21 protein-coding genes, 16 tRNA genes and 3 rRNA genes are annotated in these 25396 nt (G+C 42.7%); 32 read left to right on the top strand and 8 right to left on the bottom strand.

Annotated elements, in window-relative coordinates:
* Window positions 1–211: 211 nt before the first annotated feature.
* Window positions 212–1507, bottom strand: a complete 1296-nt coding sequence (locus NST39_RS04795) for a glutamate-1-semialdehyde 2,1-aminomutase (RefSeq protein WP_044139666.1) — start codon at window positions 1505–1507, stop codon at window positions 212–214.
* A gap of 128 nt (window positions 1508–1635) precedes the next feature.
* Here NST39_RS04795 and bcp point away from each other — a divergent pair, with 128 nt between their 5' ends.
* A complete protein-coding gene (bcp, locus tag NST39_RS04800; RefSeq protein ID WP_065097425.1) occupies window positions 1636–2103 on the top strand; it encodes a thioredoxin-dependent thiol peroxidase in 468 nt (155 codons plus the stop codon).
* A 157-nt stretch (window positions 2104–2260) separates the two neighbouring features.
* Window positions 2261–2698 carry a peroxide-responsive transcriptional repressor PerR gene (perR, locus tag NST39_RS04805; RefSeq protein WP_003217782.1) on the top strand — a complete coding sequence of 146 codons (438 nt, stop codon included), beginning with the start codon at window positions 2261–2263 and terminating at the stop codon, window positions 2696–2698.
* A 34-nt stretch (window positions 2699–2732) separates the two neighbouring features.
* On the opposite strand, the gene NST39_RS04810 is transcribed toward perR, so the two are convergent.
* Window positions 2733–3080, bottom strand: a complete 348-nt coding sequence (locus tag NST39_RS04810) for a YgzB family protein (protein WP_126741963.1) — start codon at window positions 3078–3080, stop codon at window positions 2733–2735.
* Window positions 3081–3269: 189 nt separating this feature from the next.
* On the opposite strand from NST39_RS04810, the gene NST39_RS04815 reads away from it, so the two are divergent.
* The 22 genes from NST39_RS04815 to NST39_RS04920 all read left to right on the top strand — a co-directional run bounded on the left by NST39_RS04815 (window position 3270) and on the right by NST39_RS04920 (window position 12752).
* Window positions 3270–4148: a nucleotidyltransferase-like protein gene (locus tag NST39_RS04815; RefSeq protein ID WP_065097424.1), complete on the top strand. Its 879-nt coding sequence runs from the start codon at window positions 3270–3272 to the stop codon at window positions 4146–4148.
* A 318-nt stretch (window positions 4149–4466) separates the two neighbouring features.
* A 16S ribosomal RNA gene (locus NST39_RS04820) occupies window positions 4467–6015 on the top strand.
* 182 nt (window positions 6016–6197) lie between these two features.
* Window positions 6198–9128 (top strand): 23S ribosomal RNA (locus NST39_RS04825).
* A 109-nt stretch (window positions 9129–9237) separates the two neighbouring features.
* Window positions 9238–9353, top strand: a 5S ribosomal RNA gene (gene rrf / locus NST39_RS04830).
* The 16S, 23S and 5S rRNA genes sit together here with 16 tRNA genes alongside, the layout of an rRNA operon.
* Window positions 9354–9362: 9 nt before the next feature.
* A tRNA-Asn gene (locus tag NST39_RS04835) sits at window positions 9363–9437 on the top strand.
* Between the two features lie 4 nt (window positions 9438–9441).
* Window positions 9442–9532, top strand: a tRNA-Ser gene (locus NST39_RS04840).
* A 17-nt stretch (window positions 9533–9549) separates the two neighbouring features.
* A tRNA-Glu gene (locus tag NST39_RS04845) sits at window positions 9550–9624 on the top strand.
* Between the two features lie 32 nt (window positions 9625–9656).
* A tRNA-Val gene (locus tag NST39_RS04850) sits at window positions 9657–9732 on the top strand.
* A 15-nt stretch (window positions 9733–9747) separates the two neighbouring features.
* Window positions 9748–9824: transfer RNA gene (locus NST39_RS04855), tRNA-Met, on the top strand.
* Between the two features lie 48 nt (window positions 9825–9872).
* Window positions 9873–9949, top strand: a tRNA-Asp gene (locus NST39_RS04860).
* Between the two features lie 18 nt (window positions 9950–9967).
* Window positions 9968–10043, top strand: a tRNA-Phe gene (locus NST39_RS04865).
* A 6-nt stretch (window positions 10044–10049) separates the two neighbouring features.
* Window positions 10050–10122 (top strand) — tRNA-Thr (locus NST39_RS04870).
* A gap of 15 nt (window positions 10123–10137) precedes the next feature.
* Window positions 10138–10222, top strand: a tRNA-Tyr gene (locus tag NST39_RS04875).
* 13 nt (window positions 10223–10235) lie between these two features.
* A tRNA-Trp gene (locus NST39_RS04880) sits at window positions 10236–10309 on the top strand.
* A 30-nt stretch (window positions 10310–10339) separates the two neighbouring features.
* Window positions 10340–10415: transfer RNA gene (locus NST39_RS04885), tRNA-His, on the top strand.
* Window positions 10416–10424: 9 nt separating this feature from the next.
* A tRNA-Gln gene (locus NST39_RS04890) sits at window positions 10425–10496 on the top strand.
* A 7-nt stretch (window positions 10497–10503) separates the two neighbouring features.
* A tRNA-Gly gene (locus tag NST39_RS04895) sits at window positions 10504–10578 on the top strand.
* Between the two features lie 5 nt (window positions 10579–10583).
* Window positions 10584–10654 (top strand) — tRNA-Cys (locus tag NST39_RS04900).
* 14 nt (window positions 10655–10668) lie between these two features.
* Window positions 10669–10757: transfer RNA gene (locus NST39_RS04905), tRNA-Leu, on the top strand.
* Between the two features lie 36 nt (window positions 10758–10793).
* Window positions 10794–10875, top strand: a tRNA-Leu gene (locus NST39_RS04910).
* 332 nt (window positions 10876–11207) lie between these two features.
* Window positions 11208–12002 carry a phosphotransferase gene (locus tag NST39_RS04915; protein ID WP_341027352.1) on the top strand — a complete coding sequence of 265 codons (795 nt, stop codon included), beginning with the start codon at window positions 11208–11210 and terminating at the stop codon, window positions 12000–12002.
* Between the two features lie 45 nt (window positions 12003–12047).
* On the top strand, window positions 12048–12752 hold the full coding sequence (locus NST39_RS04920; protein ID WP_341027353.1) for a hypothetical protein: 705 nt from the start codon (window positions 12048–12050) through the stop codon (window positions 12750–12752).
* A gap of 30 nt (window positions 12753–12782) precedes the next feature.
* Here NST39_RS04920 and NST39_RS04925 read toward each other — a convergent pair whose 3' ends face one another.
* The 5 genes from NST39_RS04925 to NST39_RS04945 form a co-directional block, all read right to left on the bottom strand.
* Window positions 12783–13328 (bottom strand): histidine phosphatase family protein, encoded by a 546-nt coding sequence (locus NST39_RS04925; RefSeq protein WP_341027354.1) that lies wholly within the window; start codon window positions 13326–13328, stop codon window positions 12783–12785.
* A 56-nt stretch (window positions 13329–13384) separates the two neighbouring features.
* Window positions 13385–13576, bottom strand: coding sequence for a hypothetical protein (locus NST39_RS04930; RefSeq protein WP_341027356.1), 192 nt, complete (start codon window positions 13574–13576; stop codon window positions 13385–13387).
* Window positions 13577–13703: 127 nt separating this feature from the next.
* The gene (locus NST39_RS04935) at window positions 13704–13973 is read right to left on the bottom strand and encodes a hypothetical protein (RefSeq protein WP_341027358.1); all 270 of its coding nucleotides are present in this window, start codon (window positions 13971–13973) and stop codon (window positions 13704–13706) included.
* 77 nt (window positions 13974–14050) lie between these two features.
* Window positions 14051–14728, bottom strand: a complete 678-nt coding sequence (locus tag NST39_RS04940; RefSeq protein WP_341027359.1) for a DUF1963 domain-containing protein — start codon at window positions 14726–14728, stop codon at window positions 14051–14053.
* Window positions 14729–14746: 18 nt separating this feature from the next.
* A complete protein-coding gene (locus NST39_RS04945) occupies window positions 14747–15070 on the bottom strand; it encodes a DUF2262 domain-containing protein (protein ID WP_341029936.1) in 324 nt (107 codons plus the stop codon).
* A 254-nt stretch (window positions 15071–15324) separates the two neighbouring features.
* Between NST39_RS04945 and NST39_RS04950 the strand changes: the two genes are divergently transcribed.
* From NST39_RS04950 to NST39_RS04960, 3 genes are all read left to right on the top strand, one after another.
* Window positions 15325–17265 (top strand): LTA synthase family protein, encoded by a 1941-nt coding sequence (locus NST39_RS04950; protein ID WP_341027360.1) that lies wholly within the window; start codon window positions 15325–15327, stop codon window positions 17263–17265.
* A gap of 155 nt (window positions 17266–17420) precedes the next feature.
* Window positions 17421–17990 carry a signal peptidase I gene (gene lepB, locus NST39_RS04955; RefSeq protein ID WP_341027362.1) on the top strand — a complete coding sequence of 190 codons (570 nt, stop codon included), beginning with the start codon at window positions 17421–17423 and terminating at the stop codon, window positions 17988–17990.
* Window positions 17991–18119: 129 nt separating this feature from the next.
* On the top strand, window positions 18120–19472 hold the full coding sequence (locus NST39_RS04960) for an IS1182 family transposase (RefSeq protein ID WP_341027364.1): 1353 nt from the start codon (window positions 18120–18122) through the stop codon (window positions 19470–19472).
* 123 nt (window positions 19473–19595) lie between these two features.
* On the opposite strand, the gene NST39_RS04965 is transcribed toward NST39_RS04960, so the two are convergent.
* On the bottom strand, window positions 19596–20891 hold the full coding sequence (locus tag NST39_RS04965; protein WP_341027365.1) for a homocysteine synthase: 1296 nt from the start codon (window positions 20889–20891) through the stop codon (window positions 19596–19598).
* Between the two features lie 779 nt (window positions 20892–21670).
* On the opposite strand from NST39_RS04965, the gene NST39_RS04970 reads away from it, so the two are divergent.
* The 5 genes from NST39_RS04970 (at window position 21671) to NST39_RS04990 (ending at window position 25356) form a co-directional block, all read left to right on the top strand.
* Window positions 21671–21883 (top strand): hypothetical protein, encoded by a 213-nt coding sequence (locus tag NST39_RS04970; RefSeq protein WP_003211695.1) that lies wholly within the window; start codon window positions 21671–21673, stop codon window positions 21881–21883.
* Between the two features lie 115 nt (window positions 21884–21998).
* Window positions 21999–22745, top strand: coding sequence for an ABC transporter ATP-binding protein (locus tag NST39_RS04975; protein WP_044141631.1), 747 nt, complete (start codon window positions 21999–22001; stop codon window positions 22743–22745).
* Window positions 22723–24189, top strand: coding sequence for a hypothetical protein (locus NST39_RS04980; RefSeq protein WP_044141630.1), 1467 nt, complete (start codon window positions 22723–22725; stop codon window positions 24187–24189). The genes NST39_RS04975 and NST39_RS04980 overlap by 23 nt, the downstream gene beginning before the upstream one ends.
* The gene (locus NST39_RS04985; RefSeq protein WP_044141629.1) at window positions 24173–25078 is read left to right on the top strand and encodes a PqqD family protein; all 906 of its coding nucleotides are present in this window, start codon (window positions 24173–24175) and stop codon (window positions 25076–25078) included. The genes NST39_RS04980 and NST39_RS04985 overlap by 17 nt, the downstream gene beginning before the upstream one ends.
* Window positions 25075–25356, top strand: coding sequence for a hypothetical protein (locus tag NST39_RS04990; protein ID WP_060595836.1), 282 nt, complete (start codon window positions 25075–25077; stop codon window positions 25354–25356). The genes NST39_RS04985 and NST39_RS04990 overlap by 4 nt, the downstream gene beginning before the upstream one ends.
* The last annotated feature ends 40 nt before the right edge of the window (window positions 25357–25396 follow it).

Genomic DNA, 25396 nt, shown 5'->3' on the forward strand with positions numbered 1-25396 from the left:
AGATGATCACTCGTCATTTATTATAAATATTTTGATGAACAACTAAGTAATATACAGCGGTCTTCCGAAATATTCAAGTGATTTTTGAAAGTTCATGAAAACATCAAAAGAAGGTATTGAGAAGAAATGTAACAGATTCACACGCTTTTGACAAACAAGAGCTGATAAATAAAAAAACAGGCGCATTTTTTTACGCCTGTTTTTGACCCTATTATGATTGTTTCAACTGTTCAAACGCATGATCTACTGCTTGCAGCGTCTCAGAAATATCTTTTTCAGTATGTGCGATCGTTAAGAACCAAGCTTCATATTTAGAAGGAGCGAGGTTAATCCCTTGCGAAAGCATTAATTTAAAGAAGCGGGCGAACATTTCGCCATCCGTATTTTCAGCCTGTTCATAGTTCACAATGGTTTCTTTTGTGAAATAGATCGTGAGAGCCCCTTTTAAGCGGTTCACTGTAATATCTACTTGATGTTTTTTTGCATGGGCTAAAATGCCTTCTTCTAGCATAGCGCCAAGCTGATCAAGACGCTCGTAAACACCATCTTGTTTTAACACTTCCAAGCAGGCAATACCAGAAAGAATGGATGCGGGATTTCCTGCCATCGTGCCAGCTTGATAGGCTGGTCCAAGAGGAGCGACTTGCTCCATAATTTCTTTTTTACCGCCATAAGCACCGATCGGAAGTCCGCCGCCAATGATTTTTCCTAATGCAGTGAGGTCAGGTTTTACTTGAAGCAAGTCCTGTGCGCCTCCGTACATAAAGCGGAAAGCTGTAATCACTTCATCGTAGATCACAAGTGCGCCCTTTTCATGAGTGAGGTCATTGACCTGCTGCAGGAAACCGTCCTTAGGCTCCACGATGCCGAAGTTCCCGACAATTGGCTCGACAAGGACAGCTGCGACTTCATCGCCCCATCGATCCAATGCTTCTTTGTAGCTGTCAATATCATTAAATGGAACGGTAATCACTTCATTGGCGATGCTTTTTGGTACGCCCGCTGAATCAGGGGTTCCTAAAGTGGAAGGACCAGAGCCAGCTGCCACAAGTACAAGATCAGAGTGACCGTGATAACATCCAGCAAACTTAATGATCTTTGTTCTGCCTGTATATGCACGTGCGACACGAATCGTTGTCATCACCGCTTCAGTACCTGAATTGACAAAGCGAACTTTGTCCAAAGCAGGCATGGCTTCCTTCAGCATTTTAGCAAAAGTGACTTCATGCTTCGTTGGCGTTCCGAAAAGGACACCTGTTTCAGCCGCTTTTGTAATCGCTTTTGTAATATGAGGGTGGGCATGTCCTGTAATAATTGGGCCGTATGCTGCTAGATAATCGATATAGCGATTTCCGTCAACATCCCAAAAATAAGCGCCTTCTCCTTTTTCCATAGCCACGGGTGAACCGCCGCCTACTGCCTTATATGAACGAGAGGGGCTGTTGACACCTCCAACAATATGCTCCAGCGCCTCTTGATGTAATTTTTCTGATTCTGTGAATTTCATAAATAGCCTCCTATCTCAACGTATCACGTCGTCTATCATTATTTTAACATGCCGATGCAAGCGTCCTTAGTTGAATATCTTCTCAAAATTGGATAGGCTATTTAAAAATAGGTTGGAGGGATTGTGTTATGACAATCGAAGTAGGCCAGCAAGTACCTGAAATTGAATTAACCGGTGACAACGGGGAGAAAGTAAAGCTTTCTGACTTTAAAGGAAAACACATTGTCCTTTATTTCTATCCAAAAGATATGACACCCGGCTGTACAACAGAAGCATGTGATTTCCGAGATCGCCATCAAAGCTTTGCAGAATTAGATGCTGTCATTATTGGCGTAAGCCCAGACAGTCAGGACAAGCATCAGAAGTTTAAAGAAAAACATGATTTACCGTTCTTACTTCTTGTAGACGATGAACAGAAATTGTCTGAAGCCTTTGGAGTATGGAAGCTGAAAAAGAACTTTGGCAAAGAATACATGGGCGTCGAACGTTCAACGTTTCTTATTAATAAAGAAGGAACGCTTGTGAAAGAGTGGAGAAAAGTTAAGGTGAAAGACCACGTAGAAGAAGCGCTTGAGGAACTGAAAGCTCACGCTTAATATCATCACAGGATAGGACCGGCAGACACACCGGTCTTTTTTGTGAAGAAGAATAGGTAAAAAAGAGGATTGTAATTGACAAAGATTCGGCTCTGGGGGTACACTATTTATAAAGATTATAATATAAGAATATTTTTGAAGAGAGGTGCATGATGAAATGGCTGCTCACGAACTAAAAGACGCTTTAGATGCTTTAAAAGAAACCGGTGTTCGAATTACTCCGCAGCGCCATGCCATCTTGGAGTTTCTCGTAAATTCTATGACTCACCCAACCGCGGACGATATATATAAAGCACTTGAAGGGAAATTTCCAAATATGAGTGTCGCAACGGTTTACAACAATTTACGAGTCTTCCGGGAATCTGGATTAGTAAAGGAATTAACGTACGGTGATTCCTCAAGCCGATTTGATTTTGCGACATCTGACCATTACCATGCGATTTGTGAAAACTGCGGAAAAATAGTGGACTTTCATTATCCTGGCCTTGATGAAGTTGAACAGCTTGCATCCCATGTGACGGGCTTTACAGTGAGTCATCATCGCTTGGAGATCTATGGGACTTGTCAAGAATGTGCGAAAAAAGAAAATCATTAATGAAAAAGCTGACCGGTTAAATGGTCAGCTTTTTTTATGACTTTTTTCGATTGTAGGATTCATCAAACTCTTTGCCTTCTAATGCTTGATCGAGTGTAAGCGGCTCTCTGCAATGCATGCACATGTCCACCCGCCCAAGCACTTTTGTTTCCTTCTCACAGCCTGGACATACGACACGGACTGCCTTCGTAGAAAGCATACCGATCCAAAAGTAAACCACTGTACTCAATCCGATCGATAAGACGCCGAGCAGCATAAAGAAAGTCGACAGCCAAATCGATTCCTTGAAGAACACACCGATATACATGATCAGAAAGCCAACAAAAACCAAACTAAGTGCAAATGTTCTGATTTTATTAATCTTACTGGAGTATTTCGCCATCCCTAGCCCCCCTTGTCTCCAATATAGCACATTTTACCTTTCCGTTTGAATTAGTTATAGAGTTTTGTGAATAAATTGCTTATAATGATTCAATGATCTTTTTTCTTGAATTGAAGGAATTTTGATTCTATGAGGAGAAATACATAGCATTAGAGAAGAACTTTACACCCGAGTATTGGAGGAATCACTATGGAAAATCTTCTCCGTCCTATTTATCAAGAGAGAGCAAGCCATCCAGACACATTGGCTGTGATTATAGTAGAAAGAAGACACAAGGTATCTTCTGAGACGGATAACTTTGATGCAGCTCTTCTAGTCATTGTAAAAGAAGCGGAAGAGCCGTTATTTATCAAGCACTATGAATCCGATCACCAAACAGCTTCTTTAAATATTGTCACAGATGAGCAGTTGAAGGAATGGATTACCCTTGGCACGAACCGCCGAATCATTGATTGGATTTTGAATGGGAAAGTCCTATTTGATCGAAATGAATATATTTTCAATTTAATTGATGACCTGAGTACATTCCCATTTTCAAACCGCAAACTTAAAATCGGCTTAGAATACGGCAAGTTAATTCGCAGATATATAGAAGGAAAAGCATTTTTTGAGTCAAATCAATTCCTTGATGCATATAATTCAATTGTGCATGCTCTGCATCATTTGGCACGTATTGAAGTGATCGATAAAGGTTTCCACCCAGAAGTGACAGTTTGGAATCAGGTGCGTCATATGGAACCGGAAGTATATAAACTTTATTCAGAACTCATTGAAAGCCACGAAAGCCTTCATAAGCGTTTGGAACTTTTATTTTTAGCAAATGACTTTTTGATCCATTCAAAAGCAGAAATTGGCGCCGCTCATTTGCGTCATGTCATGGAACAGCAAGATATATGGCTTTTTGGCGAGCTTCTCGCGCATCCTGACCTCAAGTATTTCACGCCTGACCTTAGCGTCATGATTGATTTCTTTGTGGAAAAAGGAATTGTTCAAGTGGAGCCGATTGAGACAAAGGGACAAAAAATCTATCATCGAGGATATTTTGTGAAAAAAGATATTGACGCCTAAATATTATGATGGTATATTATTATACGTCGCTAACGAGCAACCAAGTTGCTTTGAAAGAAAAGCTGACAAAAAGAAATTCTAAAAAACACTTGACGCACACAGCGTCAAAATGTTATATTAAGAAAGTCGCCTCTGAGAGACGACGAAGATGATCTTTGAAAACTAAACAAGACAAAACGTACCTGTTAATTCGAGTTTTTATAAAAAAATCCTATGATATATCATAGGTAGTCAGTCAAACGCTGACGAGGCAGGAAATGATCACATGCTAAGTTCGCTACATCGTGTAGCAACGCATGTGTGATATGCATCCTGCATACCTCGGAGAGTTTGATCCTGGCTCAGGACGAACGCTGGCGGCGTGCCTAATACATGCAAGTCGAGCGAACAGAAGGGAGCTTGCTCCCGGATGTTAGCGGCGGACGGGTGAGTAACACGTGGGTAACCTGCCTGTAAGACTGGGATAACTCCGGGAAACCGGAGCTAATACCGGATAGTTCCTTGAACCGCATGGTTCAAGGATGAAAGACGGTTTCGGCTGTCACTTACAGATGGACCCGCGGCGCATTAGCTAGTTGGTGGGGTAATGGCTCACCAAGGCGACGATGCGTAGCCGACCTGAGAGGGTGATCGGCCACACTGGGACTGAGACACGGCCCAGACTCCTACGGGAGGCAGCAGTAGGGAATCTTCCGCAATGGACGAAAGTCTGACGGAGCAACGCCGCGTGAGTGATGAAGGTTTTCGGATCGTAAAGCTCTGTTGTTAGGGAAGAACAAGTGCGAGAGTAACTGCTCGCACCTTGACGGTACCTAACCAGAAAGCCACGGCTAACTACGTGCCAGCAGCCGCGGTAATACGTAGGTGGCAAGCGTTGTCCGGAATTATTGGGCGTAAAGGGCTCGCAGGCGGTTTCTTAAGTCTGATGTGAAAGCCCCCGGCTCAACCGGGGAGGGTCATTGGAAACTGGGAAACTTGAGTGCAGAAGAGGAGAGTGGAATTCCACGTGTAGCGGTGAAATGCGTAGAGATGTGGAGGAACACCAGTGGCGAAGGCGACTCTCTGGTCTGTAACTGACGCTGAGGAGCGAAAGCGTGGGGAGCGAACAGGATTAGATACCCTGGTAGTCCACGCCGTAAACGATGAGTGCTAAGTGTTAGGGGGTTTCCGCCCCTTAGTGCTGCAGCTAACGCATTAAGCACTCCGCCTGGGGAGTACGGTCGCAAGACTGAAACTCAAAGGAATTGACGGGGGCCCGCACAAGCGGTGGAGCATGTGGTTTAATTCGAAGCAACGCGAAGAACCTTACCAGGTCTTGACATCCTCTGACAACCCTAGAGATAGGGCTTTCCCTTCGGGGACAGAGTGACAGGTGGTGCATGGTTGTCGTCAGCTCGTGTCGTGAGATGTTGGGTTAAGTCCCGCAACGAGCGCAACCCTTGATCTTAGTTGCCAGCATTTAGTTGGGCACTCTAAGGTGACTGCCGGTGACAAACCGGAGGAAGGTGGGGATGACGTCAAATCATCATGCCCCTTATGACCTGGGCTACACACGTGCTACAATGGACAGAACAAAGGGCTGCGAGACCGCAAGGTTTAGCCAATCCCATAAATCTGTTCTCAGTTCGGATCGCAGTCTGCAACTCGACTGCGTGAAGCTGGAATCGCTAGTAATCGCGGATCAGCATGCCGCGGTGAATACGTTCCCGGGCCTTGTACACACCGCCCGTCACACCACGAGAGTTTGCAACACCCGAAGTCGGTGAGGTAACCTTTATGGAGCCAGCCGCCGAAGGTGGGGCAGATGATTGGGGTGAAGTCGTAACAAGGTAGCCGTATCGGAAGGTGCGGCTGGATCACCTCCTTTCTAAGGATATATGGAGCAGTGTGCGTTTTCGTCTTGTTTAGTTTTGAAGGATCATTCCTTCAAGACATGTCTCTAGCGAGACAGGATTGTTCTTTGAAAACTAGATAACAATAAGTAATACATTCACATTGAATGCAATGCAAAGTTCATCACACATAGTGATTCTTTCTAAAGTAAGAAATGGTTAAGTTAGAAAGGGCGCACGGTGGATGCCTTGGCACTAGGAGCCGATGAAGGACGGGACGAACACCGATATGCTTCGGGGAGCTGTAAGCAAGCTTTGATCCGGAGATTTCCGAATGGGGAAACCCACTGCTCGTAATGGAGTAGTATCCATACTTGAATACATAGAGTATGAGAAGGCATACCCGGGGAACTGAAACATCTAAGTACCCGGAGGAAGAGAAAGCAAATGCGATTCCCTGAGTAGCGGCGAGCGAAACGGGAACAGCCCAAACCAAGAGGCTTGCCTCTTGGGGTTGTAGGACACTCTATACGGAGTTACAAAGGAACGATATAAGCGAAGAGGTCTGGAAAGGCCCGCCAAAGAAGGTAACAGCCCTGTAACTGAAATGTTGTTCTCTCCAGAGTGGATCCTGAGTACGGCGGAACACGTGAAATTCCGTCGGAATCCGGGAGGACCATCTCCCAAGGCTAAATACTCCCTAGTGACCGATAGTGAACCAGTACCGTGAGGGAAAGGTGAAAAGCACCCCGGAAGGGGAGTGAAATAGATCCTGAAACCGTGTGCCTACAAGTAGTCAGAGCCCGTTAAAGGGTGATGGCGTGCCTTTTGTAGAATGAACCGGCGAGTTACGATCCCGTGCAAGGTTAAGCAGAAGATGCGGAGCCGCAGCGAAAGCGAGTCTGAATAGGGCGCATGAGTACGTGGTCGTAGACCCGAAACCAGGTGATCTACCCATGTCCAGGGTGAAGTTCAGGTAACACTGAATGGAGGCCCGAACCCACGCACGTTGAAAAGTGCGGGGATGAGGTGTGGGTAGGGGTGAAATGCCAATCGAACCTGGAGATAGCTGGTTCTCTCCGAAATAGCTTTAGGGCTAGCCTCAAGGTAAGAGTCTCGGAGGTAGAGCACTGATTGGACTAGGGGCCCCTACCGGGTTACCGAATTCAGTCAAACTCCGAATGCCGATGACTTATCCTTGGGAGTCAGACTGCGAGTGATAAGATCCGTAGTCGAAAGGGAAACAGCCCAGACCGCCAGCTAAGGTCCCAAAGTATACGTTAAGTGGAAAAGGATGTGGAGTTGCTTAGACAACCAGGATGTTGGCTTAGAAGCAGCCACCATTTAAAGAGTGCGTAATAGCTCACTGGTCGAGTGACTCTGCGCCGAAAATGTACCGGGGCTAAACGTATCACCGAAGCTGCGGACTGTTCTTACGAACAGTGGTAGGAGAGCGTTCTAAGTGCTGTGAAGTCAGACCGGAAGGACTGGTGGAGCGCTTAGAAGTGAGAATGCCGGTATGAGTAGCGAAAGACGGGTGAGAATCCCGTCCACCGAATGCCTAAGGTTTCCTGAGGAAGGCTCGTCCGCTCAGGGTTAGTCGGGACCTAAGCCGAGGCCGAAAGGCGTAGGCGATGGACAACAGGTTGATATTCCTGTACCACCTCCTCACCATTTGAGCAATGGGGGGACGCAGGAGGATAGGGTAAGCGCGGTATTGGATATCCGCGTCCAAGCAGTTAGGCTGGGAAATAGGCAAATCCGTTTCCCGTAAAGGCTGAGCTGTGATGGCGAGCGAAATTTAGTAGCGAAGTTCCTGATTCCACACTGCCAAGAAAAGCCTCTAGCGAGGTGAGAGGTGCCCGTACCGCAAACCGACACAGGTAGGCGAGGAGAGAATCCTAAGGTGATCGAGAGAACTCTCGTTAAGGAACTCGGCAAAATGACCCCGTAACTTCGGGAGAAGGGGTGCTTCTTAGGGTGTTAAAGCCCCGAGAAGCCGCAGTGAATAGGCCCAGGCGACTGTTTAGCAAAAACACAGGTCTCTGCGAAGCCGTAAGGCGAAGTATAGGGGCTGACGCCTGCCCGGTGCTGGAAGGTTAAGAGGAGCGCTTAGCGTAAGCGAAGGTGCGAATTGAAGCCCCAGTAAACGGCGGCCGTAACTATAACGGTCCTAAGGTAGCGAAATTCCTTGTCGGGTAAGTTCCGACCCGCACGAAAGGCGCAACGATCTGGGCACTGTCTCAACGAGAGACTCGGTGAAATTATAGTACCTGTGAAGATGCAGGTTACCCGCGACAGGACGGAAAGACCCCGTGGAGCTTTACTGCAGCCTGATATTGAATGTTGGTACAGCTTGTACAGGATAGGTAGGAGCCTTGGAAACCGGAGCGCTAGCTTCGGTGGAGGCATCGGTGGGATACTACCCTGGCTGTATTGACCTTCTAACCCGCTGCCCTTATCGGGCAGGGAGACAGTGTCAGGTGGGCAGTTTGACTGGGGCGGTCGCCTCCTAAAATGTAACGGAGGCGCCCAAAGGTTCCCTCAGAATGGTTGGAAATCATTCGCAGAGTGTAAAGGCACAAGGGAGCTTGACTGCGAGACCTACAAGTCGAGCAGGGACGAAAGTCGGGCTTAGTGATCCGGTGGTTCCGCATGGAAGGGCCATCGCTCAACGGATAAAAGCTACCCCGGGGATAACAGGCTTATCTCCCCCAAGAGTCCACATCGACGGGGAGGTTTGGCACCTCGATGTCGGCTCATCGCATCCTGGGGCTGTAGTCGGTCCCAAGGGTTGGGCTGTTCGCCCATTAAAGCGGTACGCGAGCTGGGTTCAGAACGTCGTGAGACAGTTCGGTCCCTATCCGTCGCGGGCGCAGGAAATTTGAGAGGAGCTGTCCTTAGTACGAGAGGACCGGGATGGACGCACCGCTGGTGTACCAGTTGTTCTGCCAAGGGCATCGCTGGGTAGCTATGTGCGGACGGGATAAGTGCTGAAAGCATCTAAGCATGAAGCCCCCCTCAAGATGAGATTTCCCATTCCGCAAGGAAGTAAGATCCCTGAAAGATGATCAGGTTGATAGGTCTGAGGTGGAAGCGTGGTGACACGTGGAGCTGACAGATACTAATAGATCGAGGACTTAACCTATATTCTAATGTGAAGCTTGAACATTGTTATCTAGTTTTGAGAGAACATTTTTTAAATATCTCTTGATTTATTTTCAATACATAGTATAATATCTTTTGTCACTAAATTGTCTGGTGATGATGGCGAAGAGGTCACACCCGTTCCCATACCGAACACGGAAGTTAAGCTCTTCAGCGCCGATGGTAGTTGGGGGTCTCCCCCTGTGAGAGTAGGACATCGCCAGGCTTTCTTCATTCCGCAGTAGCTCAGTGGTAGAGCTATCGGCTGTTAACCGATCGGTCGTAGGTTCGAATCCTACCTGCGGAGCCAATTTGGAGAGCTGTCCGAGTGGCCGAAGGAGCACGATTGGAAATCGTGTAGGCGGTAACCCCGTCTCAAGGGTTCGAATCCCTTGCTCTCCGCCACAATTTACATAATAAAGGGCCCGTTGGTCAAGCGGTTAAGACACCGCCCTTTCACGGCGGTAACACGGGTTCGAATCCCGTACGGGTCACCATTTTATAGAATATACACCAGTATTTTTTATTTGGAGGATTAGCTCAGCTGGGAGAGCATCTGCCTTACAAGCAGAGGGTCGGCGGTTCGAGCCCGTCATCCTCCACCATATCTTTTATATCATCGCGGGGTGGAGCAGTTCGGTAGCTCGTCGGGCTCATAACCCGAAGGTCGCAGGTTCAAATCCTGCCCCCGCAACCAAATTATTTTATGTACCAATGTGGAGTGCTCATTGAGTACAACCAAAATGGTCCGGTAGTTCAGTTGGTTAGAATGCCTGCCTGTCACGCAGGAGGTCGCGGGTTCGAGTCCCGTCCGGACCGCCATTTTTAAAATGAATACTTGGCTCGGTAGCTCAGTTGGTAGAGCAACGGACTGAAAATCCGTGTGTCGGCGGTTCGATTCCGTCCCGAGCCACCACTATTTGCCGGTGTAGCTCAATTGGTAGAGCAACTGACTTGTAATCAGTAGGTTGGGGGTTCAAGTCCTCTTGCCGGCACTGTTTTTCAAATGTGGAGGGGTAGCGAAGTGGCTAAACGCGGCGGACTGTAAATCCGCTCCCTCCGGGTTCGGCGGTTCGAATCCGCCCCCCTCCACCATTTTTATTTTCATAGGGGCATAGTTTAAAGGTAGAACAGAGGTCTCCAAAACCTCCGGTGTGGGTTCGATTCCTACTGCCCCTGCCAATTTTCTTAATATGATTCATAACATCTATGGCGGTTGTGGCGAAGTGGTTAACGCACCAGATTGTGGCTCTGGCACTCGTGGGTTCGATTCCCATCAATCGCCCCATTTTATTATTGGGCTATAGCCAAGCGGTAAGGCAACGGACTTTGACTCCGTCATGCGTTGGTTCGAATCCAGCTAGCCCAGTTGATTTGCGGAAGTAGTTCAGTGGTAGAACACCACCTTGCCAAGGTGGGGGTCGCGGGTTCGAATCCCGTCTTCCGCTCCAATAATGGCGGCATAGCCAAGTGGTAAGGCAGAGGTCTGCAAAACCTTTATCCCCGGTTCAAATCCGGGTGTCGCCTTTTTGAAAAAGACTGCCGGGGTGGTGGAATTGGCAGACACACAGGACTTAAAATCCTGCGGTAGGTGACTACCGTGCCGGTTCAAGTCCGGCCCTCGGCACCATGTTTTTTATCATAAGTTGCGCTCTTTAATGATCATGCCGGTGTGGCGGAATTGGCAGACGCGCACGACTCAAAATCGTGTTCCTCACGGAGTGCCGGTTCGACCCCGGCCACCGGTATCTATTCTATTAAAAGTTTCATGATCGGTTTTTACCGTCAACCTAACGTTTCACCCTCGTGGTGAAACGTTTTTTTGTGGTTTGAATGAGTTATTTAGATAAAAATAGAAACCTATTAAAAAATAATGAGCATGTACTTCTTTTAGCAGAATAATCTTTAGATGATTTGCAACATTTGATAAGATACATTTAATCATGTAAGGAAATAAAATGGGGTAGCGCATTCCCATAAAACAGTGTGTACTACCTTTTTGTGTAACTAAATGAATATTTGGGTAAATACACATCTTTAGCTGATATCATCATTGTGACCCAATTTGAGGGGAGAATTTATGAAAAAACAGAATGATCATGAAGAGTTATTGACAGGTGGAAATGTCTCGAACGTATATCGTTTTGGAGATACGGTTCGTCGAGAAGTAAAGTCAGATAATATCAATATCCAAAATATTCTAAATCATTTAGAAAAAAAGAATTTCTCCTATGCTCCAAAGTTTTTAGGGGTTGATGAGAAAGGTAGAGAGATATTGTCCTTCATTGAAGGCGTAGCCGGTCATGATCCCTTAAAAGAATACATGTGCTCTCACCATGCCTTAAAAGAAATAGCGAGAGTGCTTAGACTGTATCATGATGCTGTTCGTGATTTTCCCATTTCAGACGATTGGGAACGAATGGACAATACGCCTAACAACATAGAGGTTGTGTGCCATAATGATTTTGCTATGTACAATATCATTTTCAATAATGAAAAACCAGTAGGAATCATTGATTTTGATGTAGCTGCTCCTGGTCCAAGGCTGTGGGATATCGCATATACTCTGTATACTTGTGTACCTCTCAGTAGATTTTTTCGTACCGAAACAGGAGAGATCGTGAACTATCATTCATCAGAACATGCAGACCATATAAAGCATAGAGTGAAACTGTTTTTTGAATCTTATGGGGAGAAAATAGCAGAAGATTATTTGGATATGGTGCTGCTGCGTTTAAAAGGGTTATGTCAGTACATGAAACGAAAAGCGAGTGAAGGTGATATAGCTTTTCAAAAAATGATTCATGAGGGGCACCTTGAACATTATCAAAAAGATATTCAATTCATTCATGAACACCGAAAAGAATGGATTTGAGGATGCCAAGGGCTTCTAAAAAATGTAAAAGGCGGAGTTGTTAACTTGCAAATGAAGACGATATTACAGACCATCATTGAAGACGAGGAATCACATGATTATCCGCTTTTTAGACAGTACTGTGTGAAGAAAGAACAGGGTCTGCGTAAAGATGCGTTAAAGGTTCTTCAGTTTTTTGTTGAAGAGATGAAGGAGAACGATTTTGCAGCACGGCGTTCATTTGTTGATTGGCTCTTTGAGAAGATTGAACGGTTTGAGGATGGTCATCATTTGCTTGTGTATCCATTGATAATTGGGGTGATTCAGCCTGTTCTGCAAGAGTGGGAGAAGGTTGATCCTATGGATGTGAGACCGTATCGCTGGCAGGGATTGTTTGTGCATCAGGGAGAAGGGTTGCCCTATTTATTGAAGGCATTAGGGCTTGGAGGTAGCAAGGAACAGCGTGTCATTGTACAAATTTGTGAAATCTATTTATCGGCTTTGTGGTATTCGTTTCATCATATACATGAAGATCTTTATTTAAGCACCTATGAGAGAGATCAAGAGCGAATTCAAGGCATTGAAGATGTCATGATGCTGATCGAAGATAAGAGGATTCGTACCAATGTTGAAAAACAAGCAGCCTATTATGATCAGCTTTTATCGGACTGGAAGAAATTTCTGCAAACGGAGACAAGAGGCTTCATGAAATGGTGTGCGGAGCGTAAGAAGCCGTATGAGTGGGTAGAGGCTTTTTATTATCAACAATAGATGAGGAAACGGCAGAATTCATTCTCCCGTTTATTTATGCCATATTCGCTCTATTTCTATATGATCTGGTTTGAAATATTTCAGGACATAGACATCTGGATTGCTTAGTTTCTCCCACTCTTTGAATCCAATCGTGGGATCGGCATGTTTAAGAAGCAGGCTCATAAGATTGCCATGTGTGACGAATAGGGTACGATCTTTTCCTGAATTTATTTGTTCGTATAGTACTTCTACAATGCGGTTCAAGGCTTCAAGGCTTGATTCACCGCCTTCACAAGTCAGGTGTAAGTCCGTAAAACTGAGCTTTAGTTTCTCATACCAATCGTCCATTGGTTTGAGGCTTAGCACACGTTCAGAAAGACGCTGATCAATTTTCACTCTGAGTTGTCTTGCATGAGCAAGGGGCTCAGTGGTTTGGATCGCTCGCTTATAGGGGCTTGAGATGATCTGATTGAGGTGAATGCCATTAAAAAACTGTGCTAGTGCATGAGATTGTGCGATGCCATGAGGCGTTAAAGACGCATCCTCGGATTGTCCATTGGCTTGGCAGTGTCTGACGATATAATATGTTTTCATGGGCCACACCTTTCATCGAGTATAAAAAAATCATCCAGGATTGGATGAGGATAGGTTCATTTGTTCGGATCTGTTTCTTTATAGGAATCTGTGAGCTTCGAGGTGAGGTCTAAATTGAACAAAAAATCATCTACTGTGTCTGTACCAAAGGGAAGTGAGGAGAAGTTGATTGGGATGCTTTCTTCTTTCATTTCTGAGGTGATCTGTTGTTTAGGCTGCTTTTTTCTCCAGTACTTAAACAAGCGCATGTAAAGCCCCCTTTTCTATGAAAAAGATGGATTTATACATAATATACGGGGAGAGTTGTCCAGGCGTCAAATGTTTTCTTAGAGAACGATGAAAAGAGCCACAGGAAAGCGCGGCCCTTTTGTCCATTTACTTGGCACGACGTAATGCTTTCAGCACTTTACGTTCGCATTTTAAGTTGTATCGCTTCTGATGAAGTTTATCTGTGTTACATCTGCCAATGACTTGGCGGACATCTGGATGATAAATGATGAGATGTCTGTAAGCTGGATCATTTAATAACTCATGAAACCAGCTATGTTTTTTGAGATGGGCTGCGTTTCTAGAGATATCCTCTTCATCTACCTGTAGAAAAGGGATAAATACAGCAAGTGAAAAGATATCGAGAATGAATCCCATGTTGGTTCCTCCTTCCATATTATTTCCTACGCTTAGAAGGAGGAAAGGTTTCATTCAATAAAACTTTAAAAACAATCTCAATGCATAGACCATTCTTTTGTGTCTTTGTCGTAATAGAAATACATCGTGCCGTTATCACCAATCATGAACCGAGGTTTTGCTTCTGAGGCGATTTGCTGCATGAATTCGCCTTGTTGTTGATGGGGTGGGGATTGAATATACGCCCCATATCCACCGATTTTTGTGAACGAATAATTTGTGTATTGATTAAAGAAGTGGTCCGTCGCTTCTTCACTTTTATTCACTTCTGATAAATCGACGTATGACCACGCTTCTTCCCAGCAAGGGTAGTCTTCTTGCTCACTTTCCTTCCATTGGATTTGAAAGGGTTTGAGTCCTCTCACTTCTTCAGGAGTTTCAACTACTTCTAATCCTTCCATATCTGCATATTCAATGAGCTTCCAGCCTTCGCCGTTTTTTGTGATATCCATCGGAAGTGCTTTCTGGTTGAGAAAGATTTGAATCATTTTACATTCATTGAATTCGTTCAATCCTCCTGGCACTTCAGGTAAATAAATTTGTAAGATCGGAATCATGACGCCATCTTGGTCTGCGGGCCAGCCTTGATCGGGGTGGATGAAGAAATGACCGGCAAACCAGCTGTGTGCTGTTGGATCAGGACGAAAGCCGCCAATCTTAGCCACGACGGGTGTTTTTCCTAGTTGTTTTAATTCATGAAAAGCCTTGATCTCCATTACTTATCCCTCCAATCTTTAGCCTGCAATGTGGGCATCTTGAAATGTGCCATTGATATTGCCTGAGACAATGATGACATGTCCCCAAAATAAATCACCGTCATGACAGTAGACTTCAAACTCTCCATCTGGGTAAGCATGCAGACTTTCAAGTGAGATGCGGCTCATAAATTGATCCAGTGTGAGCTTTTCTTGTGTTTCAGAGGAGTCAACTTGCTCCTGCCAGGTATCGAATTTTGTATATATTTGGGTAAATGAGTCGAAAAGCCTAGGTGATTCTTCCTTTTCTTTATAATTACTTTGACATGAATAGATGAAAAAAGTAAAGTAGTACTGAGTGATTTACAAACCCTTCTTCATCTATTGAATTGCAAAGTGTGTGTAAATGAAATGTAAATGGATATTTTTCCTTTTATTTACTCGTATTTTTTTTTGAAACCTATGATGCTTCTCATTCGTTATATTAAAGGAGCACATATATCCGGCGGAAACAGAGCATCGGAATGCTTGGTGAAGAAGATTTACATTTGCAAAATCAATGTAAATTTTTTATGATTTCATTTATATCAGAACGATAATAAGAAAGAAGAGGTTTTATGAAAAAAATATTTGCGAACAAATATAGCTTTTTTGTATTGGCTGTCCTTTTATTTTGGGCGAAATCGTACGCAACCTACAAAATGGACTTTAATTTAGGAGTGAAAGGTTCTTTTCAAGAGGGTCTTCTCTTATTAAATCCATTTAGTTCAGCCATTGTGTTTTTGGGACTGGCTCTCTTTTTGAAGGGTCGTAAATCTGCCATTGTTTTAATTGTCATTGACTTTATTATGACCGCACTTTTATATGCGAATGTAGCGTACTACCGTTTCTTTGATGACTTTTTGACTTTCTCCACAATGAAGCAAGCAGGCAATCTTGGAGGAGGCATGACTGGCGGTGTGTTATCTAGTATTAAGCCGCATGACCTTTTGTATTTCCTTGATATTATTATCTTGATTACGATTGTGATTTGGAGACCAGAAGTGAAGAAATTCCAAATGAAAAAGACATTTGCACTGTTGATTGTGGCTGCAGGTGTAGGACTGTTCTTTGTAAACCTTCATTTAGCTGAAAAGGACCGTCCAGAATTATTAACAAGAACATTTGATCACAAGTATGTTGTCAAATATTTAGGTGTTTATAATTATACGATTTATGATGGAGTACAATCAGCACAAAATGCAACACAGGTAGCAAATGCGAGCAGTGAAGATTTAACGGATGTTGTAAACTATACAGCTTCTCACTATGCAAAGCCAAACGCAGAGTATTTCGGTAAAGCTAAAGGGAAAAACATTATTAAAATCCATTTAGAAAGCTTCCAGTCTTTCTTAATTGACTACAAACTAAATGGAGAAGAAGTGACACCGTTTTTAAACAAACTGGCTCATGGTAAAGAGGACTTTACGTATTTCGATAACTTCTTCCATCAGACAGGTCAAGGAAAGACAGCTGATGCTGAGCTAATGATGGATAATAGTATGTTCGGCTTGCCAGAGGGAGCAGCGTTTGTGACAAAAGGTGAAAATACTTACCAATCACTCCCTGCCATCCTAGATCAAAAAGCAGGCTATACGAGCGCAGTGCTTCACGGGGATTACAAATCTTTCTGGAACCGTGACACGATTTATAAGCATATGGGATATGATCAATTCTTCGATGCTTCACATTACAACATGGATGAAGAAAATCTTGTGAATATGGGTCTGAAGGATAAACCATTCTTTAAAGAATCAATCCCGATGCTAGAGTCAATGAAAAAACCATTTTATGCACATTTAATGACATTGACTAATCACTATCCATTTAATTTAGATGAAAAAGATGCAACGATTGCTAAGGCAACAACTGGTGACAAAACAGTAGATAACTACTTCCAAACAGCAAGATATCTAGATGAGTCATTAGAGCAATTCTTTAAAGACTTGAAAAAATCAGGTATGTATAAAGACTCTGTCATTTTATTATATGGTGATCATAATGGTATTTCTGAAAACCATAACCGTGCAATGAGTGAAATTCAAGGGAAAGAAATTACACCTTATCAAAATGCACAAAACCAGCGTGTACCACTCATGATTCGTATTCCTGGCAAACAGGGCGGCGTGAACCATACGTATGGTGGTGAAGTAGACGTGATGCCTACGCTTCTTCACTTACAAGGTATTGATTCAAATGAGTATGTGAATTTTGGAACAGATCTATTCTCTAAGAAGCATGATCAAACTGTTGCATTCCGTAACGGAAACTATGTGACACCAAAATATACACTTGTAGATAACACTGTCTACGATACAAAAACAGGTAAAGTTGTGAAACAAAATAAAAAGACAGAGGCGATTAAAGCCCGTGTCGATAATCAGTTAAGCCTTTCAGATAAAGTGCTTTATAGGGATCTTCTTCGATTCCATAAGCTGTCTGATTTTAAACCAGTGAATCCATCTGATTATTTCTATGGTAAATCAAAAGAAAAAGAAGAGGATACTTCTACTAAGTAACTGAGTTTTGGGCAAGCACAGAAGGGTGCTTGCCTTTTTCTCTCTCATCGCTTGATTTGTTGGCAAAATATGTTTATATTTAGGGTGATACAAGCGTGATGCTGGCGTGCAGCTAGCGGAACTCATTTCGTCCTAGGGGATTTCAGGAGGAGCTTATGACAACAAATACAAAAACACAAAAAAAGAAATCAGAAGTATGGGGCTGGCTCAAAGCAATCTTAATTGCATTCATTGCTGTTTTTATCATTCGTAACTTTTTATTCGCACCGTACATTGTAAAAGGGACTTCTATGCAACCAACATTACAAGATACAGAGCGGGTTTTTGTGAATAAGACGGTTGATTATTTCGGCGATTACAAACGGGGACAGATTATTGTTCTTGATGGGGAAGACCGTAGCACTCATTATGTCAAACGATTAATTGGTTTACCTGGTGATAAAATTGAAATGAAAAATGACCAGCTATATGTCAATGGTCAAAAAGTGGCGGAGCCTTACTTAACGTCAAACAAAAAGAAAGCAGCCGCAGATGGGACCTTGTTGACACCTGATTTTGGCCCTCTTACCGTTCCAAAAGGCAAGTATTTTGTCATGGGTGACAATCGTCAAAAATCAATGGACAGCCGCAATGGCTTAGGTCTTTTTACAAAGAGTGATATTCAAGGAACGACATCATTTGTGTTTTATCCTTTCCAAGACGTTCGACTACTTAATAATGAATGAAATAGAAAAAGCACACCTCTGTGTGCTCAGGCTGTCGAGAAAATCTCGACAGCTTTATTTTTCCCCTTAAAGTTTCCATTCCCCCGTTTTATAATAGAGAAAAGCATACTAAAGGAAGGTGTTTTTCTCATGTTCCACACTAGAAATTCTTCTCAGCACGAAGCCGAATTTGTATTGCTAGATCAACTGGTCGAAGAGGATCACCTGCTTCGTAAAATTGATCAGTACATTGATTTTTCATTTATCGTAGATAAAGTAAAACCGTATTATAGCGAGAATAAAGGTCGCCCTTCTCTTGATCCACTTATTTTGTTCAAAATGATGTTTATCGGTTACCTGTACGGTATCCGTTCTGAAAGACAACTTGAAAAAGAAATTTACTATAACATGGCGTATAGATGGTTTTTAGGTTTGAACATCAATGACCCCGTTCCCCACCACTCGACCATTAGCTGGAATCGTCGTACTCGATTCAAAAATACAATGATTTTTCAAGACATTTTTGATGAAATTGTGCTTCAAGCCATCAATCATGATATGGTAGGAGGCCGCGTTCTTTTTACTGATTCGACTCATCTTAAAGCCAATGCCAATAAACATAAATATACGAGAAAAACGATTGAACAAGATACTCAGAACTATATAAATGATTTAGAAGAAGCGATCCAAGAAGATCGGGTGGCACACGGAAAAAAGCCCTTAAAGGTAAAAGAGGAGGTGCAAACGAAAAGAGACATTCGCCAAAGTACGACTGATCCTGAAAGTGGCTATCTTTATCGTGAAAACAAACCGGAAGGCTTTTTCTACTTAGACCATCGTACAACGGATATGAAGTACAATATCATCACGGATGCACATGTCACACCCGGCAATGTCCATGATTCCGTTCCGTATCTTGATCGATTGGATTACCAAATCGCCCGATTTGGTTTTCAAGTAGAAGCGGTTGCCCTTGATTCTGGTTATTTGACAACGCCAATCTGTAAAGGTTTATCCGATCGCCGTATTTTTGGTGTCATCGCACATAGACGCTTTCATCCAACAAGAGGATTATTTGAGAAGTGGAAATTCCAGTATGATTCTGAACAAGATCATTACATATGTCCAAATGGTGAGAAGCTGTTATATACGACAACTGATCGAAAAGGTTATAGGTACTACAAATCAGACCCTAAAAAATGCATCTCGTGTCCTTTCCTCGAGAGCTGTACAAGATCGAAAAATCATCAAAAAGTGATCTCAAGACATGTTTGGGAGGAACACAAAGAAAAGGTCAGACAAAATCGTCTGTCTGTCTCTGGAAAAAAGCTATATAAAAAGAGAAAAGAAAAAATAGAGCGAAGCTTTGCAGATTCAAAACAACTGCATGGGCTTCGCTACTGCCGGTTGAGGGGAAAACAGAATGTGAGTGAGCAAGTTCTTCTCACAGCTGCGTGCCAGAACATGAAGAAGATTGCCACACACCTAGCGAAGCTAGGTTAGGTGTGTGGGAGGCCTTTTTCATTAAATCTCATCCATCATCATTACGATGAAAATAAAAAAGATTGTAGAAAAACATGAGTTTCTCTACAATCTGAGCACACCTCTGTGTGCTTTTTTTTATTTTCATTCAGCCTGGCTTTTTGTGATCGCCTGTTCAAGATCTGCAATAATGTCTTCAATCGCTTCTGTTCCAACAGATAAACGAATGAGCTCTGGTGTGACGCCTGTCGCTTTTTGTTCTGCTTCACTTAATTGCTGATGCGTTGTGCTGGCAGGGTGAATAATCAGTGATTTAGAATCGCCCACATTTGCAAGGTGTGAGAACAGCTTAACAGAATCAATGAGCTTTTTACCAGCTTCTCGTCCACCTTTAATACCAAATGTGAGAATGGCGCCTTGTCCTTTTGGCAAATAGGTTTGAGCAAGCTCATGAGATTCATGGCTTTTAAGACCTGGGTAGCTTACCCAATCTACAAGAGGGTGATCTTGTAAGAACTGCGCTGTTTTTAATGCATTTTCACTATGCCGCTCGAGACGCAGATGCAAAGTTTCTAGGCCTTGCAGAAGTAAAAATGAGTTGAAAGGTGACAAGGCTGCTCCTAAATCCCGTAAGAGCTGTACACGTGCTTTTGTGATATAAGCCGCTTCTCCAATTGCTTCAGTATACGTCAGACCGTGATAACTTGGATCTGGTTCAGTCAGCCCTTTGAACTTATCACTGTCGGCCCAAGGAAACTTGCCGCTATCGACAATGACACCGCCAATTGATGTACCATGACCGCCAATGAATTTCGTAGCGGAATGGACGACAATGTCTGCACCAAATTCGATCGGTCTCAATAAATAGGGACTTGCGAGCGTATTGTCCACAATAAGCGGAATATGGTGCTTGTGTGCAATGGCTGAGATGGCTTCAATATGTAGAATGTCGCCTTTAGGATTCCCAATGCTCTCTGCATATACTGCCTTCGTTTTGTCTGTAATTGCGGCTTCGAGTTCTTCTAAATTGGACGAATCAACAAATTTCACTGTAATGCCGAGTTTTTTGAGTGTATGGGCAAATAAATTGTATGTGCCTCCATAAAGGCTGCTGGAGGAGACAATTTCGTCACCAGCTCCTGCAATGTTTAAAATAGAATAAGTGGTCGCTGCTTGTCCAGAAGAGACAGCAAGTGCACCAATGCCGCCCTCAAGCTCAGCGATCCGTTTTTCAAAGACATCATTTGTAGGGTTCATAATGCGAGAATAAATATTTCCGGGTTCCTGCAGTCCGAATAAATTCGCCGCATGCTCGCTATCTCTAAAACCGAAAGAGCTTGTTTGGTAAATAGGAACGGCTCTTGAATAGGTAGCTGAATCAAGCTCCTGACCTGCATGAATGGCTTTTGTTTCTAAACGGAATGGACGTTCTTCTGACATATGTGTATCCTCCTTTTACTAAATAAAACCAACTAGTTTGATAAGAAATATTTAATAAGACTATAAATGTTGTTTCGTGCCTGGTCAATCATTTTTTAGATAAATCTGAAAAAAATAATAAATAAAGTTGATGGACTTTTTTTATTTCAATGAGGAAAGGTGTGGACATGTTGATGTAAAGAGGGATTGTTTCATTAGAGAGTGCGGATCAGTTTTTTTGAAAGTAATAAATCATTGCCAGCTAGTGAAATCATAGGAATGCCTATGCAGTAAGTTGCTCTTCCATAGAAAGAAGCGAGTCATATGTTGGATGTGACTCAAGAAAGGAAAGGGCTTTTTTCCCAAGGGGCTTTCTTGTATATACATATTTTAAGTGACAAGAGAAGAAGGAAAATATGCTCACTCTTTTGTCGGAATCATCAGTAAATATTTCATAAATGGTGTGATAACGACATATAATTAGGACTTTTTTATCTGATATATCGGGGGAATTCTTTCTATTTCACAAAAAAGAAAGAATATATAAAGGGATTGATAAATAAGGACTATTTCAAAAAAAGAAGAAAAAAGCTGGTTTAATTGACATTATATGGGTTTTGTGGTTCTTATGGATTGCGAAAAACTAGATAATAAGATAGGGGTCCTACACTTAAAAGTGAAGAATTGAATAAAAGGTCACATTTTTTCCGAAAGTATGTTCGGTCAAAAATGGGATCTTCTGTTGATGTTTGGAGAGTGAAGCCTATGATACGATCATCATAAGCTGGGAGGTGAAAAGTATGACTTATGCAGCGCCGCAAGTTGACTATTCCACTATGGAACCTGCTATTATGGACCAAGCTTGGTTCTTAGTATTTGTTGCTGTCCTTCTTGGATTGGGAGCAACAGTTGTTCTAGGAGCAGCAGTTTGGTGTTTAGCAAACGGCAAGGGTAGCTTTACAGGAGCCGTTCAGTGGGAAAGTGGCTTAAAAGTCCAAATTGAATGTAAGTAGCTATACTTAGGATTCATCTTTTTACTTCTATGAAATGACACCAGGGCTAAACCGTCTGTGGCGGGCGGTTTAGCCTGATCTGTTTTTAAAGAATATGCAGACACTTGGAGGTTATATGTTTACGATCGAGAAATTAACCAAGACGTATAAAAATAACGTGACTGCTGTCAAAGATTTTCATTTAAAAATCGACCCTCATCAAATCGTTGCTGTTGCTGGACCGAATGGTTCCGGTAAAACAACGATGATTAACTGTATACTCGGCATCATTAAGCATACAGAAGGAACGATTCTTTTGCAGGACGTCACAAATGACGAACCATCCTTTAAAAAACAAGTAGCCTATGTTCCAGATGATCTGCTACTCCCTGAAGCATTGACTGGTGCTGAATATTTAGATTTTGTTTCTTCTATGTATGAATGTAAAACAATTCACAGAAGAAATCAACTAATTGAACTGTTTGATATGGACTCGGCTTTATCAAGACCGATTGAAACCTATTCACATGGTATGAAAAAAAAGACACAGCTGATTGCCGCCTTTATGCTTGATAGTCAATTGGTGATCATGGATGAGCCCTTTAGAGGACTTGATATTGAAGCGGTTATAAACACAAAGAAACTGATGAAACGTTATACCGAGCACCATGGTGCGATCTTGCTTTCAACGCATGATATGCTTTCAGCGGAAGAGCTGTGCCATAAAATCGCCATTATTTCTAAGGGAATTAAAATGGATGAAGGAACGGTCTCAGCCTTAAAGGAGAAGTATCAATCAAGCACATTGGAACAGGTGTTTCTGAAAGCTTCAATGTTAAGTGATAGGGGTGCACATTTTGATGAAATCATTAATCATTTCTAGAATGATGCTTAAAATGTGGCAGCAGGAGATGTATAAGCTCTTTGATACTCAGACGAAGCGGATCATTGTGATCTTATTCTTTTTGTTTGCAGTGACAATGGGCGCCATCATCGGATACAGTTTTACGGGTGTCTTTATGAAGGCATTCTTAAATGGCGATGAACGTTCACTTGGATTACTCGTTGTGTCAATGGCGATCAATGCATCCATCTTTACAAGCCTGTTATTCATTTTGATCAAAGTCAGGACGCCTGAGCAAGACCGTTTTTCTATGCAGCTCAGCTGGTTCCCGCTTTCTACCTTTCAGAAAAGCCTCGGATACTTTATTCCGATGGTGACAGTGGTGGCAGGGCTTGTTTTATTTTTTATCGGTATTCTGCTGTTACCTAATTTTATTGCCCAGGGAATAGGTATTTTCTTTATTTTTACGTTCTTTTTGATGGTGATTTTGCAATCGCTTTTTGTCTTAATGCTTTTGCAACTCATTTATAATATTACCTATTTGATCGTTCTGAAATTAAAATTACCGTTGCAAAAATTTGCAGCGATCTTTGTTTTATTAGCACTGGTTGTAGCGTATGGAATGACGCATTTTGATATCAATCAAATTCAGCAATCATATATACAGTTTGATTATCATTTGATGTATTTTACAGCACCGTTTTTCTTAGCGGCTCAAGGAATGTCTCCTGAAGGGATAAACTATGCAATTTTGATCCTGGTCATCCTTTTATCGGCGGGCGGCGCATTTCTTTCTCTTGCGATGATGCCGATTATGGCAGAGAAAAAAGCGTTAACCTTTTTAAATAAACTGCCGTTCTCTTCTTCAAAAAAATGGTCACTTATTGTAAAGGAAATGAAATCACAGGTGCGAAATGAAGAAAACATTTTAAACTTTCTCATACTCCTCATTGTGATCTTATTCGTCCGTTATCAGTTTGGGTTCCGCTTTGAAGAAGAAGCGTTTTTTGTTCTCTGCGCTCTTGCTGGATTAACCGCCTTCAATTCATTTGGCAATGATAAACGAATGCTGGGGATGTACAAAACATTTGGCCTAAGATCGTGGGAAGTGGCTCTGTATAAGTTTATCGGGCTTTTGCTTGTTGGTGTACTGCAAATAGCAATCTTCATGCTGACAACGATGACGCTTCCTGATCAGGTTTGGAACGTATTGATTGGGGCCGCTGTCTTATGCAATGCCACTGCGCTCTTTTATGTGGTAGGTATTTTACTTCCGCTTGATCGGAACAATCCCTACACAGGCATTTTTTCATTTGGAGCACTTATTTTACTCATGATTCCGATTGTTTTTATTGGAAACTATGTCATAGGGGAGTCGAGTCAAACGCTTCAGTGGCTGCTTGTAGCTGCATTTGAAGGTCTGCTCATCTTTGCCATATACAAAGGTTTTTCATGGAGGTATTCACATGATTCAACTTCTTAACAATAAGCTAAAGATTGAGCGGGTACCGGCACTTGCGCCGTATGTGACCTTACAAAAGAGACATCTCACGGATACGCAGTATGGAAGCACACTCCCGATTAATGAAAGTGCCTATCATATGTTAACGAAAGTAGATGGCAAAAGGACAGAAGCGAGTATTACCGCAGAGCTCGCCGATTTGTTTCAGGTCGATGAGTCTGTGATTTCTCGTGACTTTTATCAACTGATGATGGGGTTGAATCAGCACCACTTACTGTCTATTCATTATCAATCACCATATCGAATTGTGACAGCCTGCTGTCAATTTTTCAAACAGTATCAAGTGAAAATGAAGGAACGATTTGATTGCACTGGTCACTCGTTCTTTCATATTTTTGGGACAGCATTACTCATGGTGACGCGTAAAATCATCTTTTTCTGGATGCTTTTTATGGTCATGGCAGGGATCGCTTTTTTATTCATTCCCGACCGGTCGATTGCAGCCATTGCGATTTATTTTACAATTATATATTTTGGATTAATTACCGGGACCGCATTACATGAGGCAGCACACGGCTATGCTCATCGAAAATTTGCGGGAAGGGATGGTCCACAAGGCTTTTTTGCAAGTGATATGATGTCTGTGAAATTTGTAAGACCAGTATTAGATCCGTTTCAGAAGAAGCAGGTATGGATTACGCTGCTTGGGCCGCTTGTCCCAGGTGTGATCGGAGCAGCAGGGATCATTGTGACCGTATTATGTCTAAAAGAAAATCCAATCTCGACCGGCTTCTTTATTTTTTCAATCACATATTTTATTCAATTACTCTATCTTCTTCCGTTTATGGGGGATGGTAAATCCATTATGAAGCAGCTATTGCTTGGGGGAATGGGAGGACAACGATCATGAACGTACAGGCGATGAAACAAGGTGCTATTGTTGGTGGTTTTCTGGGGTTTTTAGGCTTTCCGATGCTGACAATCGGTGTATTGTTCTATCATTTATTTCAATCAAAAACGAATGATGCTTTATTATTTAACAGTCTCGCTTTTGAGATGGAAGGTTCATCCGCATTTACTTTTCAAATCAAGCCAAACTTTTTTATTTATATGATTGTGATTTTTGCCGCGAGTTTTCTCATTGTGGCTTTCTTATCAGCCATGAAGCAGAAAAAAGCGAAAGATTAGGAGAATTTTCCTAATCTTTTTTTGTATAATCAACTAAATT

This window comes from Bacillus sp. FSL W8-0645 (assembly GCF_038007905.1).
GTDB classification, from domain to species: Bacteria; Bacillota; Bacilli; order Bacillales; family Bacillaceae; genus Bacillus; species Bacillus pumilus.

Excerpts from the sequence above, each read along its gene's own strand:
- NST39_RS04940 (WP_341027359.1), bottom strand. The coding sequence starts at position 14,728 with ATGGAGATCAAGGCTTTTCATGAATTAAAACAACTAGGAAAAACACCC.
- lepB (WP_341027362.1), top strand. The coding sequence starts at position 17,421 with ATGACAACAAATACAAAAACACAAAAAAAGAAATCAGAAGTATGGGGC.
- NST39_RS04980 (WP_044141630.1), top strand. The coding sequence starts at position 22,723 with ATGAAATCATTAATCATTTCTAGAATGATGCTTAAAATGTGGCAGCAG.
- perR (WP_003217782.1), top strand. The coding sequence starts at position 2,261 with ATGGCTGCTCACGAACTAAAAGACGCTTTAGATGCTTTAAAAGAAACC.
- NST39_RS04810 (WP_126741963.1), bottom strand. The coding sequence starts at position 3,080 with ATGGCGAAATACTCCAGTAAGATTAATAAAATCAGAACATTTGCACTT.
- NST39_RS04970 (WP_003211695.1), top strand. The coding sequence starts at position 21,671 with ATGACTTATGCAGCGCCGCAAGTTGACTATTCCACTATGGAACCTGCT.
- NST39_RS04925 (WP_341027354.1), bottom strand. The coding sequence starts at position 13,328 with ATGAAAACATATTATATCGTCAGACACTGCCAAGCCAATGGACAATCC.
- NST39_RS04965 (WP_341027365.1), bottom strand. The coding sequence starts at position 20,891 with ATGTCAGAAGAACGTCCATTCCGTTTAGAAACAAAAGCCATTCATGCA.
- NST39_RS04975 (WP_044141631.1), top strand. The coding sequence starts at position 21,999 with ATGTTTACGATCGAGAAATTAACCAAGACGTATAAAAATAACGTGACT.
- NST39_RS04795 (WP_044139666.1), bottom strand. The coding sequence starts at position 1,507 with ATGAAATTCACAGAATCAGAAAAATTACATCAAGAGGCGCTGGAGCAT.
- NST39_RS04935 (WP_341027358.1), bottom strand. The coding sequence starts at position 13,973 with ATGGGATTCATTCTCGATATCTTTTCACTTGCTGTATTTATCCCTTTT.
- NST39_RS04960 (WP_341027364.1), top strand. The coding sequence starts at position 18,120 with ATGTTCCACACTAGAAATTCTTCTCAGCACGAAGCCGAATTTGTATTG.
- NST39_RS04930 (WP_341027356.1), bottom strand. The coding sequence starts at position 13,576 with ATGCGCTTGTTTAAGTACTGGAGAAAAAAGCAGCCTAAACAACAGATC.
- bcp (WP_065097425.1), top strand. The coding sequence starts at position 1,636 with ATGACAATCGAAGTAGGCCAGCAAGTACCTGAAATTGAATTAACCGGT.
- NST39_RS04985 (WP_044141629.1), top strand. The coding sequence starts at position 24,173 with ATGATTCAACTTCTTAACAATAAGCTAAAGATTGAGCGGGTACCGGCA.
- NST39_RS04990 (WP_060595836.1), top strand. The coding sequence starts at position 25,075 with ATGAACGTACAGGCGATGAAACAAGGTGCTATTGTTGGTGGTTTTCTG.
- NST39_RS04950 (WP_341027360.1), top strand. The coding sequence starts at position 15,325 with ATGAAAAAAATATTTGCGAACAAATATAGCTTTTTTGTATTGGCTGTC.
- NST39_RS04815 (WP_065097424.1), top strand. The coding sequence starts at position 3,270 with ATGGAAAATCTTCTCCGTCCTATTTATCAAGAGAGAGCAAGCCATCCA.
- NST39_RS04915 (WP_341027352.1), top strand. The coding sequence starts at position 11,208 with ATGAAAAAACAGAATGATCATGAAGAGTTATTGACAGGTGGAAATGTC.